Raw genomic sequence first — 15,664 nt, 5'->3', positions numbered from 1 at the left:
ACCCGCGGCCTACGCCTCCTGTCTGTGCAGGAGGTGGTCGCGCGCCCTGGAGTCGCCCGGACCACCGCGGGCCGCGAGATGCGCGGCGATCCGGTCCCGGACCTCGGCCGGCCTGTGGTTCGCGTACTTGAACTTCGCTCGTACGTCCGTCACTTCCAGGCGCAGGCCGCGGATGCCGGCGAGCATCCTGCCGTAGGGGGCCTCGCCCGCCGCCGCCCGTGCGGAGCCGCCCCGCGGCTGGAAGTGGTCGACCTGACGGTTGAGCAGCGCGGCCTTCTGCGCCGGGTCGTCCACGACACGGGCGCGGCAGCGGAGCTGGACGGCCGCGTAGAAGCTCGTCGGGGTGCCGTGCTCGGGCGGGACGTCCGGGGCGGCCTGCCAGGGGCCGGGTACGAACACGTAGTCGTCGACCACACTCAGCATGACGTCCGGGGCGGCCTCCAGCGCGGGCCAGAGCGGGTTGGGGCGGGCGAGGTGGGTGACGACCTCGCGGCGCCCGGCGTCGTAGGCGAAGTGGAGGGGCTGGACGTGGGGCGGTTCGCCCGGCAGGCCGTTGACCGCCAGCTGTCCGAAGTCGTGGTCGGCCAGCCATGCCTGCCACTCGTCGTCGTCGCGGGGCGCGTCCCAGGGGTGGATCAGCATCACAGGGCCGTCAGGTAGCCGGGCAGCTCGGTGCCGGGGGCCAGGCCGGGGTCGGAGAGCGGGGTGCCGTAGGTGCGCCGCACCGGGACGACGCCGGCCCAGTGGGGGAGGGCGAGGTCCTCCGGTTCGTCGTTCACACCGCCGGTGCGCAGCTTCGCGGAGACCTCGTCCAGGTCCAGGCGGATCACGGCGGTGGCGGCCAGTTCCTTCTTGTTGGCGGGGCGCGAGTCCGCGGAGCGGCCGGGCACGACGTGGTCGACCAGGGCGTCCAGGGCCCGCAACTTCTCCTCGGGGTCCGTCACGTCGTGGGCGACGCCGTGCACCACCACGGAGCGGTAGTTGATCGAGTGGTGGAAGGCCGAGCGGGCCAGGACCAGACCGTCGACGTGGGTGACCGTCAGGCAGACCGGGAGGCCGGGGTCGGCCTGACCGGCCGCCCGCAGCGGACGCGAGCCCGTCGAGCCGTGCACGTACAGCCGCTCGCCGACCCGGGCGTAGAGCGTGGGCAGCACGACGGGCGCCCCGTCGCGGACGAACCCGAGGTGGCAGACGTAGGCCTCGTCGAGTATCGAGTGCACCAGGTCCTTGTCGTACGAGGCCCGGCCCGGGGAGCGGGTGGGGACGGTGCGGTCGGTCGGGGTGTAGGCGGTGTCGGGCTGCGACGGCGTCTGCGTCTGCGCGGTCCCCTGCATGGCGCTCTCCATTGCACTAGTGCATAATTGGTTTTGTGCTAGGAGAGTATCGGATCAGTGGGCGTCGCGCAGCGGACATTTCCGCGAGCATCGAGCGCGCGGTGGGAGCCGGTGAGTTGCAGCCGGGTCAACTGCTGCCTCCCATGCGGGAGTTGGCGGAGAGGTTGGGGGTGAATCCCAACACGGTCGCGGCCGCGTACCGAACCCTGCGCGAGCGCGGGGTCATCGAGACGGCGGGCCGTCGCGGCAGCCGGGTGCGGCCCGCGCCGGCGACGACCGGGCGGGAGCACTTCCGGGTGGACGTCCCCGAGGGGGTGCGGGACGTCGCGCAGGGCAATCCGGACCCGGCGCTGCTGCCGGAGCTCGCGGGCGCGTTCGCCGCGGCCGCCGCCGAGGGGGACCGGGCGCCCGTGCTCTACGGCGACACCCCCGTCGAACCGGAGCTGGCCCGGATCGCACGGGCCGGACTCGACGCCGACGGCGTGCCGGACGGGCCGCTCGCCGTGGTCTCCGGGGCCCTCGACGGAGTGGAACGGGTGCTGGCGGCCCATCTCAAGCCCGGTGACACCGTCGCCGTCGAGGACCCCGGCTGGGGCCGCACCCTGGACCTCGTGCCCGCGCTCGGGCTCCGGACCGTACCCGTCGGCGTCGACGACGAGGGGCCGTGCGCTCAGGACGTGCGCCGGGCGCTGGAAGCCGGGGCGCGGGCTCTGATCGTCACGGACCGGGCGCAGAACCCGACCGGCGCGGCGGTGAGCTCCGCACGCGCGCGTGCACTGCGAGCCGTGCTCCGGGCGTATCCGGAGACCTTGCTGATCGAGGACGACCACGGCCACGGCATCGTCGACGTGCCTCTCCACCCTCTCGCCGGAGTCACCCGGCACTGGGCGTTCGTGCGCTCGGCCGCCAAGGCCTACGGCCCGGATCTGCGGCTCGCCCTGCTCACCGGGGACGCCGTCACCGTCGACCGGGTCCTCGGGCGGCACCGGCTCGGACCGGGCTGGGTGAGCCGGCTGATGCAGCGCGCCCTGGTCCGGCTGTGGGCCGACGGGGCGGTGGACACGGCCGAGGTGGCGGAGTCCTACGGGCGGCGGCGGGACGCGCTGATCGAGGCGCTCGAACGGCGCGGTGTCGCGGCCCGCGGGCGCAGCGGCATGAACGTCTGGGTGCCGGTGCCGGACGAGACCGGCGCCGTCGCCCGGCTGCTGCACGCCGGCTGGGCCGTGGCTCCCGGTGCCCGCTTCCGGCTGAGCGCGCCGCCCGGTATCCGGGTCACCGTCTCGACCCTCGTCGACGGCGAGATCGAAAGGCTGGCCGATGCGATCGCCTCGGCCCTCGGCCCGGGTCCCGTGCGGAGCTACGACTGAGACGCCGGGCTGGGCGGCTGGGTCCCGTGCGGGGCTTTGACTGAGACGCCGGGCTGGGCGGCTGGGGCCCGTGCGGGGCTTTGACTGAGACGCCGGGCTGGGCGGCCGGGTCCCGTGCGGAGCTTCTTCCGCGACACCGGCCCGAGCAGCCGGGCCCCGCACGGCTACTGCCGAAGTCCCGGCCCGGGCTTCGGCCGGATCTGGGTGAGTGCCGCCCCCGTCAGCACGATCACCGCCCCGACAGGCGTCGACCAGGTGAGCGCCTCGCCGAGGAGGGCGACGCCCGCGGCCGTGGCGATGACCGGGATGAAGTACGTGACCATCTGCGCGGTCGTCGGGCCGACCTCGGCGACGAGGCCGTACTGGAGGAGGACCGCGAGGCCCGTGCCCAGTGCGCCCAGGGCGGCGATCGCCAGCAGCGGCACGGCGGACAAGCGGGTGGGAAGGGTTGTGAACAGCGGGGTGACGACGGCCAGCTGGGCCGTGGCGAGCAGCAGTTGCGCGCCGGTCATCGACAGATGCGAGTGGCCGGTGCCGGCGAGGGTGCGGCGCACGTAGATCCAGCCGATCGGGTAGCTGAGGGAGCCCAGCAGGGCCAGTGCCGTGCCGGTGGCGTCCAGGCCGTTGAAGCCCTGCCAGGCGCCCAGCACCGTCAGCACCCCGAGGAACCCCAGCCCGAGCCCCGCCACCCGCACCCGGGTCGGGCGGTCCTCCGACAGGGCGACCAGCGACAACGCCATGCCCCACAGAGGCGAGGTCGCGTTGCAGATGCCCGCGAGGCCGGACGGAATGGTCAGCTCGGCGTACGCGAAGAGCGAGAACGGCAGGGCGTTGAGCAGGAACGCGGCGACCGTCAGATGCCCCCAGACGCGCGCCCCGCGCGGCAGCCGCTCGCGTCGTACCACCATCGCGGCGGCCAGCACCGCGGTGCCGAACGCCAGCCGGCCGAGTGTCACCTGGAACGGCGCGTAGGTCTCGGTGCCCACCTTGATGAGGAGGAAGCTGAAGCCCCAGATCAGAGACAGGGCGGCGAACCGGAGGCGCCAGTCGAGGAGACGGCGGGGCGGTGCGGGCGGGGCGGTGGCGGCCCGGCCGGCCGGGGTGGTCACGGTGCTCATGCCAGCCACGATGCGCCAACGAAACCTCGTAGCACAATCGAGATTTCGCACCCGGTACTGCGTAGCATTGCTTACATGTTGAACCTGGAGCGCCTGCGCACCCTCGACGCCCTCGCCCGGCACGGCTCGGTGAGCGGCGCGGCCGAGGGCCTGCACATCACGACGTCCGCCGTCTCACAGCAGCTGTCGAAGCTGGAGCGGGAGGTCGGTCAGCAACTCCTCGCCAAGAACGGCCGGGGCGTGCGGCTCACCGACGCGGGCCGGCTGCTCGCCGAACACGCCGCGCGCATCCTGTCCCAGGTGGCACTCGCCCAGTCCGATCTGGAGGCGCAGCGCGGACAGGTCGTCGGCGAGCTCCGGCTGTCGGCGTTCCCGACGGCCGCGCGGGGGCTGTTCCCGCACGCGCTGGCCGCACTGCGCGAGCAGCACCCCGCGCTCCGGCTGCGCTCCTGCGAGCTGGAGCCGGAGCACGGCATCGCCGGAGTCGTGCGCGGCGACCTCGACCTCGCCGTCGTGCTCGACTGGTACAACAAGCCGATGGCGCTGCCCGAGGGCCTGGTCAAGGCGTCGATCCTGGACGACCCGGCCGAGGTCGCCCTGCGGGCGGACCACCGGCTCGCGGGGCGTCAGGAGGTCGACCTCGGAGAGTTCGCCGACGACGAGTGGATCACCTGGGGCGACGGCGAGTTCTGCCACGAGTGGCTGATGTTCACCCTCCGCTCCAAGGGCGTCGAGCCGATCGTCGGCCATCGCGCCGCCGAGACCCACACGCAGCTCGCCCTGGTCGCCGCGGGCCTCGGGGTGTGCATCGCCCCGCTGCTCGGCCGCCATCCCGTGCCCGCCGATGTCGTGACCGTCCCTCTCCGCCAGCGGGTCCGACGGCACGTGTACGTCGTCTGGCGCGCGGATGCGGACCGCCGTCCGTCGATCCGTGCGGCGGTGAAGGCCCTGCGGGCGGCGGGGGAGAGGGTCGGCTGACGTTCCGGGGAGAGGCTACTGCCCGGACAGTTTGCGGAAGTCCCAGGAGACGATCTTCTCGGGCCTCAGCCGGATCCAGGCGTGCCGGCCGTCGTGCGGCATCTCCTCCAGGCCGAAGTTCTTCCGCGCGAACAGCATCTCGGGGACGTCGAGTTCGGCGCGCAGCTCTCCTGTGCGAGGTATCTCGCCCACGAACTCGACGGTGCCCGACAGCTCGGCGCCGCGCAGCTCGTCGTACTCCTCGCCGGTGTCGACCACGATCGCCACCCGCGGATCGCGCCGCAGGTCGGTCCACCGCTTGCTGCGTACGACCGAGTACAGCCACATCGAGGTGCCGTCCCAGGCGAACCACAGCGTGCTCACGTGCGGCGCCCCGCCGGCCGACACCGTGGCGACCCGGCAGGTGCGCTGGGTGGTCAGGAACTCGTCCAGCTCGCCCGGCGTCATCATGATCTTCCGGCCCCTGCGCTGCTGCGTGACGGTCATGCTCCCCCTCTTTCTCCCACGTCGTGCCAGAGGAGATCCTCTGACATCACGTCAGAAAAGGATGAGTGCTCTTCCGCCCATGCGCAATGGTGGTTACGCTCCCCCGCCCGGCCGCCGGCGACAGGGGGAAGACCGTGCCCTCGTACGAAGCGCTCAGCGAACTCATCGAACCGCGCACCACCGTGCTGCTCACCGTCGAGTGCCAGGAAGGCGTCGTCGGGACGGACAGCGCGCTGCCCGAACTCGCCGAACAGGCACGCGCCGGCGGCGCCCTCGCCAACGTCGCCCGTCTGGTGGCGGCCGCCCACGACGGCGGCGTCCAGGTCGTCCACGCCGTCGCCGAACGCCGACCCGACGGCCGCGGCGCCAACAGCAACGCCCGACTCTTCCGCGCCGCCGCACGGCTGCCCGTCCAGCAGTTGACCGGCACGCCGGCGGTACGGGTGGCGGCTCCGATCGAGGTGGCCGAGGAGGATCTCGTCGTGCGGCGTCTGCACGGGCTGTCACCCCTGCAGGGCACCGACGTCGATCCGCTGCTGCGCAACCTCGGCTGCCGCACGCTGATCGTCACCGGCGTCTCGGCCAACGTGGCCGTGCCCAATGCCGTGTTCGACGCCGTGAACCGCGGCTACACCGTCGTCGTCCCGGCGGACGCCATCGCGGGAGTGCCTGCCGACTACACCCCCGCGATGATCCGCCACACCCTCGCTCTGGTCGCCACGGTCGCGACCACGGACGAGGTGGTGGCGTGCCTGGAGCGTCCGCTCGGGGTCAGGCGAGCGTGATGGAGTCGCCGCTCACGCTGACCTGCTTCGCCTCCAGCGGCTGGACCGCCGGCCCCTTCTTCACGCTGCCGTCGAGGACGGAGAACTGACTGCCGTGACAGGTGCAGGAGATGATGTCGTCCTTCAGGTCCACCATCGGACACTGCCTGTGGGTACAGATCGTCGAGAACGCCTTGTAGTCGCCCGCCGCCGGCTGTGAGACCACGACCTTCTCGTCCTTGAAGATCTTGCCGCTGCCCTCGGGGATGTCGGCGGTCTTCGCGAGTGCCGCACCACCGGCTTCCGCTCCGGCGGACGAGCCGCCCCCTTCGTTCGTCGCGCCGCCGCCCGCGGCACCCTGTTCGGTGGGCGGGTCGGACGCCTTGTCCTCCGAACCGCACGCCGTCAGCGCCACGGTGAGCCCCGCCGCGCCGACCGCCGCCACGACGGTGCGGCGGCTCGGTACCGACGTCGGCTGAACTGATTCGCTGGTCATGCTGACGTTCCTTCCGGGGGAATTCGTGATCTGCCGAGAGGTACGGCCCCTGGGGACCGGCTGTTCAGACCCTGCCGAAATCCTGACCCGTCCGGGGAACGACATGGGTAAAGCGGAGCTGTCGGCTTGCTGTCGGGTGCCTCGTCCGTTCGGTCCTCGCGGGACCGCTCTTGGGGAACCCCGGCGAGGGCCGAGGCGACGAGCGCGACGGCCCGGTCGTCGTCGTGGGCCAGTTGGCGCAGGACCTCTTGCGCGGCGGTTCCCGCGAGCTCGACCAGCGCCTGGATGACGCGGATCCGCGTCGCGGAGTCCGCGGTGGGCGCGGCGAGTTCGTGGGCCAACGCGGTCGTGATGCGGTCCGCGCAGCCGGGGTCCCGGGACAGCGTTCCCAGAACCTCCGCCGCTTCCAGGTCGTTGGAGCCCTCGACCACCATGTCGACGAGTATGGGCACGGCCGCGGCCACGCCATGCCTGCCCAGAGCGAGAGCAGCGTGCCTGCGCACCGTCGTGTCCGGATCGCCGAGGGCGTCCGCAAGCACCGCGGTCGCACCCGGGGCGTCGGACATCTCGGCGATCGTCAGCACCGCGCGCCGCCGGATGTCGACGTCCTTCGAGCGCGCGCCGGCGTGCAGCGCCGCCACGCCTTCGCCGCCCGCTCGGGCGAGCGCCCAGCGCAGGGCGCCCGCCACGTGGGGGTCGGATTCGGCCAGGATCGCCCCGACCAGCAGCTCGGCGGGAACCGACACGCCCTCCGGCCGGGCCAGGGCGGCCTGCTGCCTGCGCGCGGCGTCGGTCGAGTTGAGTTCCCGCATGAGTTCGACGATGCGCAGGACGTCCTGCCAACCGGTGGGTGCCGAAGCGTCGATCGCACGGAGTCGCTCGAGCAGCTCCTGTTCCCGCGCCAGTCGGTCCTCCGTCCACCGGATGAGATCGCTGACCAAGGCGGACGGTGTGAAGGCCGGGTCTTCCAGCGCGCGCCCGATCTGCTTGAGCGAGAGCCCGAGGGACCGCAGGCTCTCCACGTGGAAGATCCGGCGGAGGTCCTCGACGGAGTACTCGCGGTAGCCGCCGACGGTGCGGCCCGTCGGCCGCACCAGCCCCAGGGCGTCGTAGTGCCGCAGCATCCGGGGACTCACCCCGCAGTGACCGGCCACATCGCCGATCAGCACTCCGCGGCCTCCGCTCCCTCTACAGCCTTGGCGGTCCTGGTCGACTCGGTCGTCTCCGTGGGCTCGGCGGTCTCCCGGGGCTCGGTGCCCGTCGACGCGGCGGCGGCAGCTCGTTCCGGACCGAGCGCGACCACTCGCTTGGCCTCTTCGACGGCCGCGTCGAAATCGGTCTCCTGGTTCTGCCGGAGCAGTTCGGTGGCACGGGCGTGCACGGCCACCGCCGGATCGGGGTGCTCCGCGGCCTTCTCCAAGGCCGGCTTGCTCACGTCGCCGAGGTCGACGAAGGCCCGGCTCAGGCTCAGCTGCGTGCTGCGGTCGCCGCGGCCGAGCTGCGGAACCAGCTCGTCGATCAGGTTCTCCTCCTCGTCCTCGGGCACGAGGACGACCGCGACACGCCACGCGGTCCGCGCGACCTCGTCGTCGGCGTCGCACAGCATGTCGCGGCTGATCCAGGCCCACGTACTCCTGTCGCCGACCTTGGAGAGCGTGTGCAGCGCCTGGCTGCGGGCCTGGTTGCGCTCGGAGTCGAGCTCTTGGCGGATCCGGGGCAGGGTGATCTCCGGCGAGAGGCGGGTCAGCACCCAGGACAGCATGTCGCGTACAAAGAAGTCCGGCTCGACCGCGCACCGCTCGACGATCGTCTCCAAGAACGCGGAGTCGGCGTTCGAGCCGACCGCCAGGGCCGCCCGCAGCCGGATTGACGGGTCCTCAGCGCTCAGGGCCTTGAGCATGCGGGCGTTGTGCGGGGTCACGTCGGTCGTGTTGATCAGGACCACCTCCTGCTCCCAAGCAGAAGCCTTGACACCGTGTCAAGGTCAAGCCCTTGACGGGTGAATCGGGTGATCAGCCGGCCACGGGCTCCGCCCGTCCGTATGCGCCGAGTGTCCCGCGATCACCCGATCGGGCCTCCCGTTTGACACGCATCTGCGGAAATCGGAACGACAACAGCTCCTTACAGCACGCGCAAAGCCTGGTCGGCGTCACGTTCACGCCTGGCGAGTGCATGTAGCACGGCCTGATCGCCGTGCCGGTCACGGGCGGCTGCCACAAGGACATCGACCGCAATGGCGAGCGTGGCTTCGGGTGCCTGGCAGTGAGCGCCCACGCTCAGGGCCAGGTCATCAAGGTGCACTGCCAATTCGACGCATCGGGTTCGGAGGTAGCCGTCGAGCAGCATCTCCTCTCCAGGCCGGTGGAGGACGGCCACTCGCCGATCGGCCGGCTCCTGGCCCAGCCGTTGTGCCAGCCTCTGTAATGCAGCGCGCGCCTGTTCAGCCACGGCGGCGGGGCCGGCGGTTGCCGTCTCCTCGCTCCGAGCGCGCACTCCGACGTTGAGTGCGGAGTCCGGCAAGGCCGTGCCGACGAGCCGCGCGTAGTAGCGCACCGGCGATACCGGCTCCGTGCCGACTGTCTCGCCGTCGAGAAACCATTCGACCTGCAGGACGCTGCGCGCGAGGTGACCGGCCAGTCCGCCCACCGTCATCCCCGGCAGCACTGACTCCTCGCCCCAGCGACGCGCCACCTCTTCCGTGGCCAGCAGGTGCACAGCCCGCTCGGCGCCCAGCAGGTATGCCTTGCGTATGTCCGTAGTCATACGAGGCATCCTGCCCACATCAAGATCGTCACGCCGAGGTGTCCACATGGTGAAGCGATGCCGGGTCGCGGTGGCTCGGGCACTCCTCGCCCGCGATCACCCTCGGTTACTATGCTCATTTCATGCCGGAGGCCGAAGTGCGGGGCGCACTGCCATCGACGGGCTGCTCGGGGGATGAGGAGACCGGCAGGACGGCCGCAACTCCCCAGATTCTCCCGGGCTCCTCGCCGGGTGGTGTGCGCTGCTGCACGCCTCCCGGCTATGCCATGGATTGCAAGATCAAGGAAACGGACGGCCTGCGAAAGTGCTGAAAGAGGTCACCGCGACCCGCTATATCACGCCCCTGCGTGAGGGCGGTTCACTGCCGGGTCTGGTCGAGGCGGACGACTTCGGCACCTACGTCCTGAAGTTCACCGGCGCGGGACAGGGCCGCAAGACACTCGTAGCCGAAGTGGTCTGCGGGGAACTCGCCCGGCGGCTGGGGCTGCGGATGCCGCGTCTGGTCACCGTCGAGCTCGACCCCGAGCTGGGGCTGGGCGAACCGGAGGAGCAGGTGCAGAGCCTGCTCCGGTCCAGCGGCGGCACCAACCTCGGCATGGACTTCCTCTCCGGCGCGCTCGGCTTCGACCCGCTCGCGTTCCCGGTGAGCCCCGAGGAGGCCGGCCGGGTCGTCTGGTTCGACGCGCTGATCAACAACGTCGACCGGTCCTGGCGCAACCCCAACCTGCTGCGGTGGCAGGGCGGGTTGTGGCTCGTCGACCACGGCGCGACGATGATCTGGCACCACAACTGGCCCGGCGTGGAGGCCTCCGCCGCCCGCCCGTACGACGCCTCCGACCACGCGCTGGCGTCCTTCGCACCGGATGTCGCCGCCGCCGCGGCCGAGTTGGCGCCCTTGGTCACCGAGGAACTCCTCGCCGATGTCACCGCGCAGATCCCGGACACCTGGCTCCTGGACGAACCCGGCTTCGCCACGCCGGACGACCTCAGGCAGGCCTACGCGCGCCCGCTGCTGGCACGGGCCGCCGACATCCACGACCGAATCCAGGGGCTGAAGTGAACGACCGGCACATCATCAAGGGCGGGCCCCGGGACCGCGACGTCTACGAGTACGCCGTCCTGCGCGTCGTCCCGCGCGTGGAGCGCGGCGAATGCATCAACGCCGGCGTCCTCGTCTACTGCCGCGCCGCGTCCTACGTCGGTGCCCGCACGCACCTCGACGAGGCCCGCCTGCTGGCCCTCGACCCCCTGGCCGACGTGGCCGGGGTCCGAGCCGCCCTGGGGGCCGTGGAGGGCCTGTGCGCGGGCGGGAGCGCGGCCGGGCAGGCGGCCTCCGACGACCCGGGCCGCCGCTTCCGCTGGCTCGTCGCCCCCCGCTCCGCGATCGTCCAGCCCGGCCCGGTGCACACCGGTCTGACCACGGACCCGGCGGCGGAGGCCGAACGGTTGCTGGACCTGCTGGTGAGGTGACGGCCGTCCCACGGCCGCCCCGCCCGGCCGTCAGCGCCGGCGGCGCTTCACCACCCAACCGGCGGCGACGGCGGCACCCGCCGCGAAGACCAGTCCGATGGCGACGTCCCAGTCGCTCGGCCCCGAGGCCACCGCGCCACCGAGCCCGCCTCGTACACCCTGGCTCGGAGCGCCGGTGGGAGTGGCGGTCACGGGAGCGGAGGGACTGACCGAGGGGCTGGCGGACGGGCTGGCGGACGGACTGACCGAGGGGCTGGGTGACGTGGGCGATGTCGTGGGGTTGATGATCCCGCGGCGGGCCAGCGCCTCGCACGCGACGCCGTCGTCGGGGCCCTGATCCTCGTCCAGCCTGTGAGGATCGCTCGGGTCCGCGTCGAAGACGGCCTGCGCGTCCTCCTGGAAGGCGAAGTCGCGGCAGTCCAGGTCCTGCCGGGCGTGAGCGGGGTCGGCCATGGGCACGATCGCGGCGATCGCGAACAGCGCGCCCGTGACACCGGTGCGACGGCGCATGGAGCGCCTCCCTTCCGGCCATGGGTGGCTCGCGCTCCGACGCTAGGCGCCGAAGGGTGCGGCGGCGCGCCGCCATGGGCCGATCGGGTGTCCCGGGGACGCCGCCGGGCCAAGGCGGGCCCGGGTGATGGATCACATGCCGCCCCCGGCCGTTGACACCGCGTGCCAGGGCTTCTAGCGTCACACCCACTGAAGGTACTAAGCGGTCGCTCACCTGAGGAGTAGCAGTCATGTCCACCACTGAGCAGCGGGTTGCCGTCGTGACCGGTGCCGCGCGCGGCATCGGTGCCGCCACCGCCGTACGACTGGCCGCCGAGGGCCGCGCGGTCGCCGTGCTCGACCTCGACGAGGCGGCCTGCAAGGACACCGTCGAGAAGATCACCGCCGCCGGTGGCAAGGCCATCGCCGTCGGCTGCGACGTCTCCGACGAGGCGCAGGTCGAGGCGGCCGTCGCGCGGATCGCAGACGAGCTCGGCGCCCCGACGATCCTGGTCAACAACGCGGGCGTGCTGCGCGACAACCTGCTGTTCAAGATGAGCGTCTCCGACTGGGACACCGTCATGAACGTGCACCTGCGCGGCGCCTTCCTGATGTCCAAGGCCTGCCAGAAGCACATGGTGGACGCGGGCTTCGGCCGGATCGTCAACCTGTCGTCGTCGTCCGCGCTCGGCAACCGCGGTCAGGTGAACTACTCGGCGGCCAAGGCCGGCCTGCAGGGCTTCACCAAGACCCTCGCCAAGGAGCTCGGCAAGTTCGGCGTCACCGCCAACTCCGTCGCCCCCGGCTTCATCGCCACCGAGATGACCAAGGCCACCGCCGACCGCGTCGGCATGGGCTTCGAGGACTTCAAGGCCGCCGCCGCCACCCAGATCCCGGTGGCCCGGGTCGGCGAGCCGGAGGACATCGCCAACGCCATCGCCTTCTTCACCGGCGAGGCGGCCGGATTCGTCTCCGGCCAGGTGCTGTACGTGGCCGGCGGACCGCTCGACTAGAGGACGAAGAACATGACTTCCGTGGAACTCTCCGGCAAGGTCGCCCTCGTCACGGGCGCCAGCCGCGGCATCGGCTACGGCGTGGCCGAGGCCCTCGTCGCGCGCGGTGACCGCGTGTGCATCACCGGCCGCAACGAGGACGCCCTCAAGGAGGCCGTCGAGCAGCTCGGCGCCGACCGCGCCGTCTACGTGGCGGGCAAGGCGCACGACGAGGCCCACCAGGCCGTCGCCGTCGAGCGCACGATGGAGGCCTTCGGCCGTGTCGACTACCTGGTCAACAACGCCGGTACCAACCCGGTGTTCGGGCCGATCGCCGACCTGGACCTGAACGTGGCCCGCAAGGTGTTCGAGACCAACGTCGTCTCGGCGCTCGGCTTCGCCCAGCGGACCTGGCACGCCTGGCAGAAGGACAACGGCGGCGCGATCGTCAACATCGCCTCCGTCGCGGGCCTCTCGCCCTCGCCGTTCATCGGCGCCTACGGCGTCAGCAAGGCCGCGATGATCAACCTGACCGTGCAGCTCGCGCACGAGTTCGCACCCAGGGTGCGGGTCAACGCGATCGCCCCGGCGGTCGTGAAGACCAAGTTCGCCCAGGCCCTGTACGAGGGCCGGGAGGAGGAGGCCGCGGCGGCCTACCCGCTCGGCCGGCTCGGTGTGCCCTCCGACATCGGGGGCGCGGCCGCGTTCCTCACCTCCGGGCAGTCCGACTGGGTCACCGGCCAGACGCTCGTCGTCGACGGCGGCATCTTCCTCAACGCCGGAACCGGCTGACGAGGACCGCGTACGCGGCTCGGCACGGGCGCCCGTCGACACGAACGGCGCCCGTGCCTGCGTAAAGAAGCCGCAAAGTCCGATGACAACGTCGTCAAAGGTTTATCGATCAAGCGGTCATGGACGGGGAGGGTCAGGGGGCGCGGCACTGCGGTATGGTCTGCCGACCCTTGGTATGGCAGATCGAGGAGCGTGCGCGTGTTCAAGCGGAAACGATGCCTGCGGCGGGTGGCGGCCATCGCGTCCATATCGGCCCTGCTCGCCGGGTGCGGCGTGCTGTCGTCCGACACCCCGGAGGACGAAGGACCGATCGTCGTGGGCACCACCAGTGCGCCCAGTACGCTCGACCCTGCCGCGTCATGGGACAGCTCCTGGGAGCTGTTCCGCAACATCTACCAGACGCTCCTGAGCTATCCGACGGGCGCGAGCACGCCTCAGCCGGACGCCGCCGAGAGCTGCGGCTTCAGCGACTCCTCGAACCAGGTCTACCGCTGTGAGCTGCGCGAGGGCCTGAGGTTCTCCAACGGCGACGCGCTCGACGCCCAGGCCGTGAAGTACTCGTTCGACCGGATCCGCAAGATCAACGTCAACGGCGGCCCCGCCGGTCTCCTGGGCAGCCTCGAGCGGGTCCAGGCGCCGAACGAGCGTGAGGTGATCTTCCACCTCAACAAGCCCGACTCGACCTTCCCCTTCGTGCTCGCCACCCCCGCCATGTCGATCGTGTCCCCGGACGCCTACCCGAACGACGGCCTGCGCAAGGGCGACGACGTGGTCGGGTCCGGGCCGTACACCCTCGACTCGTACTCCGACGGCAAAGAGGCCGTCCTCGTCCGCAACGCCTCCTACAAGGGCTACGCGGAGCGCCGGAACGACGCGGTGACCGTCCGCTACTTCCAGGACTCCGACGCCATGGTGACGGCGCTGCGGGACGAGAAGATCGACGTGACCTACCGCGGTCTGGCGGCCGGTGACGTCGTCGAGCTCCAGAGCAAGTCCTCCAAGGACGAGGAGATCCAGCTCGTCGAGGGCACCGGCACCGACATCAACTACCTGGTGTTCAACCCGAAGGACACCTGGGCGAACAAGAAGGCCGTGCGCCAGGCCATCGCGCAGGTCGTCGACCGGGCGGCGATCGCCCACAAGGTCTACAAGGACACCGTGGACCCGCTGTACTCCATGGTCCCCAAGGGTCTCACGGGCCACACCACGGGCTTCTTCGACGACTACGGCGACCCCGACGTCGCCAAGGCCCGCAAGATCCTCACTGAAGCGGGCATCAACCAGCGCGTCCCGCTCACCTTCTGGTACACCAGCGACCGCTACGGCTCCGAGACCGCCGACGAGTTCAAGGAGCTGGAGCGCCAGCTCGAGGCCTCCGGACTGTTCACGATCAGCCTGAAGAGCCGGCCGTGGAAGACGTATGTCGAGGGCTACCAGAAGGGCGAGTACCCGGTCTTCGGGCGCGGCTGGTTCCCCGACTTCCCGGACGCCGAGAACTTCATCGCGCCGTTCGTCGGCGACCAGAACGCCCTCGGCACGCCGTACCCGGCGCCCGAGATCACCGGCGACCTGCTGCCCCGCTCGCGCAGGGAGAGCGACCGCGCGAAGGTGGTGAAGGAGTTCGAGGAGGCCCAGCAGATCCTCGTGGACGACGCGCGGCTGCTGCCGCTGTGGCAGGGACGGCAGTACGTGGCGGCCAGCCGGGACGTCTCGGGCGCGGAGCGGGCCATGGACCCGTCGACGATCATGATGATGTGGGAGCTGCACCGCAAGACCGCCTGGTAGGCGGTCCGGCACCGGGCTTTCCCGGGCGCGTTGTCAGTGGTCGCCTGTAGGTTCTGAGGCCTGGAAGTGACCGCACATCGTGAGGACGTTGACGTGACCGACACCGCCATGCTGCCCGAGTCCTGGCGCGGGGTTCTGGGCGACGAGCTGCAGCAGCCCTGGTTCAAGGAGCTGACGGAGTTCGTCGAGGAGGAGCGGGCGAAGGGTCCCGTCTACCCGCCGCGCGAAGAGGTCTTCGCGGCGCTGGACGCCACGCCGTACGAGGAGGTCAAGGTCCTGATCCTCGGTCAGGACCCCTACCACGGTGAGGGTCAGGGGCACGGTCTGTGCTTCTCGGTCCGGCCGGGCGTGCGGATCCCGCCGTCCCTGCGCAACATCTACAAGGAGATGCACCAGGAGCTGGGCACGCCGATCCCGGACAACGGCTACCTGATGCCGTGGGCCGAGCAGGGAGTGCTGCTGCTCAACGCGGTCCTCACGGTCCGCGGCGGTGAGGCCAACTCGCACAAGGGCCGGGGCTGGGAGAAGTTCACCGACGCCGTGATCCGGGCTGTGGCCGAGCGTCCCGACCCGGCGGTCTTCGTGCTGTGGGGCAACTACGCGCAGAAGAAGCTCCCACTGATCGACGAGTCCCGGCACATCGTGGTCAAGGGCGCCCATCCCTCGCCCCTGTCGGCGAAGAAGTTCTTCGGCTCGCGACCCTTCACGCAGATCAACGAGGCGGTGGCGGCGCAGGGGCACACGCCGATCGACTGGACGATCCCGAACCTCGGCTGAGGCCTTCCGCTCGTACGGCCGTGCCGTGACGGGCCCGGTGCTGACCGGAGCCG

18 protein-coding genes are annotated in these 15,664 nt (G+C 71.3%); 9 read left to right on the top strand and 9 right to left on the bottom strand.

Annotated features, from left to right (window positions below; translation table 11 throughout):
• Window positions 1-9 precede the first annotated feature (9 nt).
• Together ACZ7EG_RS33050 and ACZ7EG_RS33045 are read right to left on the bottom strand one after the other, a co-directional pair.
• On the bottom strand, window positions 10-642 hold the full coding sequence (locus ACZ7EG_RS33050; protein WP_471087081.1) for an FMN-binding negative transcriptional regulator: 633 nt from the start codon (window positions 640-642) through the stop codon (window positions 10-12).
• A complete protein-coding gene (locus tag ACZ7EG_RS33045; RefSeq protein ID WP_471087079.1) occupies window positions 642-1,334 on the bottom strand; it encodes a pyridoxamine 5'-phosphate oxidase family protein in 693 nt (230 codons plus the stop codon). The genes ACZ7EG_RS33050 and ACZ7EG_RS33045 overlap by 1 nt, the downstream gene beginning before the upstream one ends.
• Window positions 1,335-1,369: 35 nt before the next feature.
• Here ACZ7EG_RS33045 and ACZ7EG_RS33040 point away from each other — a divergent pair, with 35 nt between their 5' ends.
• A complete protein-coding gene (locus ACZ7EG_RS33040) occupies window positions 1,370-2,701 on the top strand; it encodes an aminotransferase class I/II-fold pyridoxal phosphate-dependent enzyme (protein ID WP_471087076.1) in 1,332 nt (443 codons plus the stop codon).
• A gap of 164 nt (window positions 2,702-2,865) precedes the next feature.
• On the opposite strand, the gene ACZ7EG_RS33035 is transcribed toward ACZ7EG_RS33040, so the two are convergent.
• Complete coding sequence (locus ACZ7EG_RS33035; RefSeq protein ID WP_471087073.1) at window positions 2,866-3,819, bottom strand: DMT family transporter; 954 nt, start codon at window positions 3,817-3,819, stop codon at window positions 2,866-2,868.
• 75 nt (window positions 3,820-3,894) lie between these two features.
• Between ACZ7EG_RS33035 and ACZ7EG_RS33030 the strand changes: the two genes are divergently transcribed.
• Window positions 3,895-4,797 (top strand): LysR family transcriptional regulator, encoded by a 903-nt coding sequence (locus ACZ7EG_RS33030; protein ID WP_471087070.1) that lies wholly within the window; start codon window positions 3,895-3,897, stop codon window positions 4,795-4,797.
• A gap of 15 nt (window positions 4,798-4,812) precedes the next feature.
• On the opposite strand, the gene ACZ7EG_RS33025 is transcribed toward ACZ7EG_RS33030, so the two are convergent.
• Window positions 4,813-5,283 carry a pyridoxamine 5'-phosphate oxidase family protein gene (locus ACZ7EG_RS33025; protein WP_471087068.1) on the bottom strand — a complete coding sequence of 157 codons (471 nt, stop codon included), beginning with the start codon at window positions 5,281-5,283 and terminating at the stop codon, window positions 4,813-4,815.
• Window positions 5,284-5,417: 134 nt separating this feature from the next.
• On the opposite strand from ACZ7EG_RS33025, the gene ACZ7EG_RS33020 reads away from it, so the two are divergent.
• Window positions 5,418-6,068, top strand: a complete 651-nt coding sequence (locus ACZ7EG_RS33020) for a cysteine hydrolase family protein (RefSeq protein ID WP_471087065.1) — start codon at window positions 5,418-5,420, stop codon at window positions 6,066-6,068.
• Here ACZ7EG_RS33020 and ACZ7EG_RS33015 read toward each other — a convergent pair.
• The 4 genes from ACZ7EG_RS33015 to ACZ7EG_RS33000 all read right to left on the bottom strand — a co-directional run bounded on the left by ACZ7EG_RS33015 (window position 6,055) and on the right by ACZ7EG_RS33000 (window position 9,306).
• Complete coding sequence (locus ACZ7EG_RS33015) at window positions 6,055-6,543, bottom strand: Rieske (2Fe-2S) protein (RefSeq protein ID WP_471087062.1); 489 nt, start codon at window positions 6,541-6,543, stop codon at window positions 6,055-6,057. The two genes, ACZ7EG_RS33020 and ACZ7EG_RS33015, sit on opposite strands and share 14 nt — an antisense overlap.
• Complete coding sequence (locus tag ACZ7EG_RS33010; RefSeq protein ID WP_471087059.1) at window positions 6,540-7,712, bottom strand: MerR family transcriptional regulator; 1,173 nt, start codon at window positions 7,710-7,712, stop codon at window positions 6,540-6,542. Before ACZ7EG_RS33010 ends, ACZ7EG_RS33015 begins: the two co-directional genes overlap by 4 nt.
• Window positions 7,706-8,488: a HEAT repeat domain-containing protein gene (locus ACZ7EG_RS33005; RefSeq protein ID WP_471087056.1), complete on the bottom strand. Its 783-nt coding sequence runs from the start codon at window positions 8,486-8,488 to the stop codon at window positions 7,706-7,708. The genes ACZ7EG_RS33010 and ACZ7EG_RS33005 overlap by 7 nt, the downstream gene beginning before the upstream one ends.
• Before the next feature lie 176 nt (window positions 8,489-8,664).
• The gene (locus ACZ7EG_RS33000) at window positions 8,665-9,306 is read right to left on the bottom strand and encodes a maleylpyruvate isomerase N-terminal domain-containing protein (protein WP_471087053.1); all 642 of its coding nucleotides are present in this window, start codon (window positions 9,304-9,306) and stop codon (window positions 8,665-8,667) included.
• 304 nt (window positions 9,307-9,610) lie between these two features.
• Between ACZ7EG_RS33000 and ACZ7EG_RS32995 the strand changes: the two genes are divergently transcribed.
• Entirely contained in the window at window positions 9,611-10,366 is a 756-nt protein-coding gene (locus ACZ7EG_RS32995; RefSeq protein WP_471087050.1) for a HipA family kinase, read from the top strand.
• The gene (locus tag ACZ7EG_RS32990) at window positions 10,363-10,776 is read left to right on the top strand and encodes a DUF3037 domain-containing protein (RefSeq protein ID WP_471087047.1); all 414 of its coding nucleotides are present in this window, start codon (window positions 10,363-10,365) and stop codon (window positions 10,774-10,776) included. Before ACZ7EG_RS32995 ends, ACZ7EG_RS32990 begins: the two co-directional genes overlap by 4 nt.
• A 30-nt stretch (window positions 10,777-10,806) precedes the next feature.
• Here the strand turns inward: ACZ7EG_RS32990 and ACZ7EG_RS32985 are convergent, their stop codons facing one another.
• Window positions 10,807-11,286, bottom strand: a complete 480-nt coding sequence (locus ACZ7EG_RS32985; protein ID WP_471087044.1) for an excalibur calcium-binding protein — start codon at window positions 11,284-11,286, stop codon at window positions 10,807-10,809.
• A gap of 230 nt (window positions 11,287-11,516) precedes the next feature.
• On the opposite strand from ACZ7EG_RS32985, the gene fabG reads away from it, so the two are divergent.
• From fabG to ACZ7EG_RS32965, 4 genes are all read left to right on the top strand, one after another.
• Window positions 11,517-12,278, top strand: a complete 762-nt coding sequence (fabG, locus tag ACZ7EG_RS32980; protein WP_392111350.1) for a 3-oxoacyl-ACP reductase FabG — start codon at window positions 11,517-11,519, stop codon at window positions 12,276-12,278.
• A gap of 12 nt (window positions 12,279-12,290) precedes the next feature.
• The gene (locus ACZ7EG_RS32975; protein ID WP_471087040.1) at window positions 12,291-13,049 is read left to right on the top strand and encodes an SDR family oxidoreductase; all 759 of its coding nucleotides are present in this window, start codon (window positions 12,291-12,293) and stop codon (window positions 13,047-13,049) included.
• A gap of 198 nt (window positions 13,050-13,247) precedes the next feature.
• The gene (locus ACZ7EG_RS32970) at window positions 13,248-14,834 is read left to right on the top strand and encodes an ABC transporter substrate-binding protein (RefSeq protein ID WP_471087037.1); all 1,587 of its coding nucleotides are present in this window, start codon (window positions 13,248-13,250) and stop codon (window positions 14,832-14,834) included.
• Window positions 14,835-14,927: 93 nt separating this feature from the next.
• Window positions 14,928-15,611 carry a uracil-DNA glycosylase gene (locus ACZ7EG_RS32965; protein ID WP_471087034.1) on the top strand — a complete coding sequence of 228 codons (684 nt, stop codon included), beginning with the start codon at window positions 14,928-14,930 and terminating at the stop codon, window positions 15,609-15,611.
• Window positions 15,612-15,664 lie beyond the last annotated feature (53 nt).

This window comes from Streptomyces sp. NPDC037100, assembly GCF_055606225.1.
The sequence above is the reverse complement of the archived record's forward strand: the minus strand, read 5'-3'. Positions and strand labels throughout refer to the sequence as shown.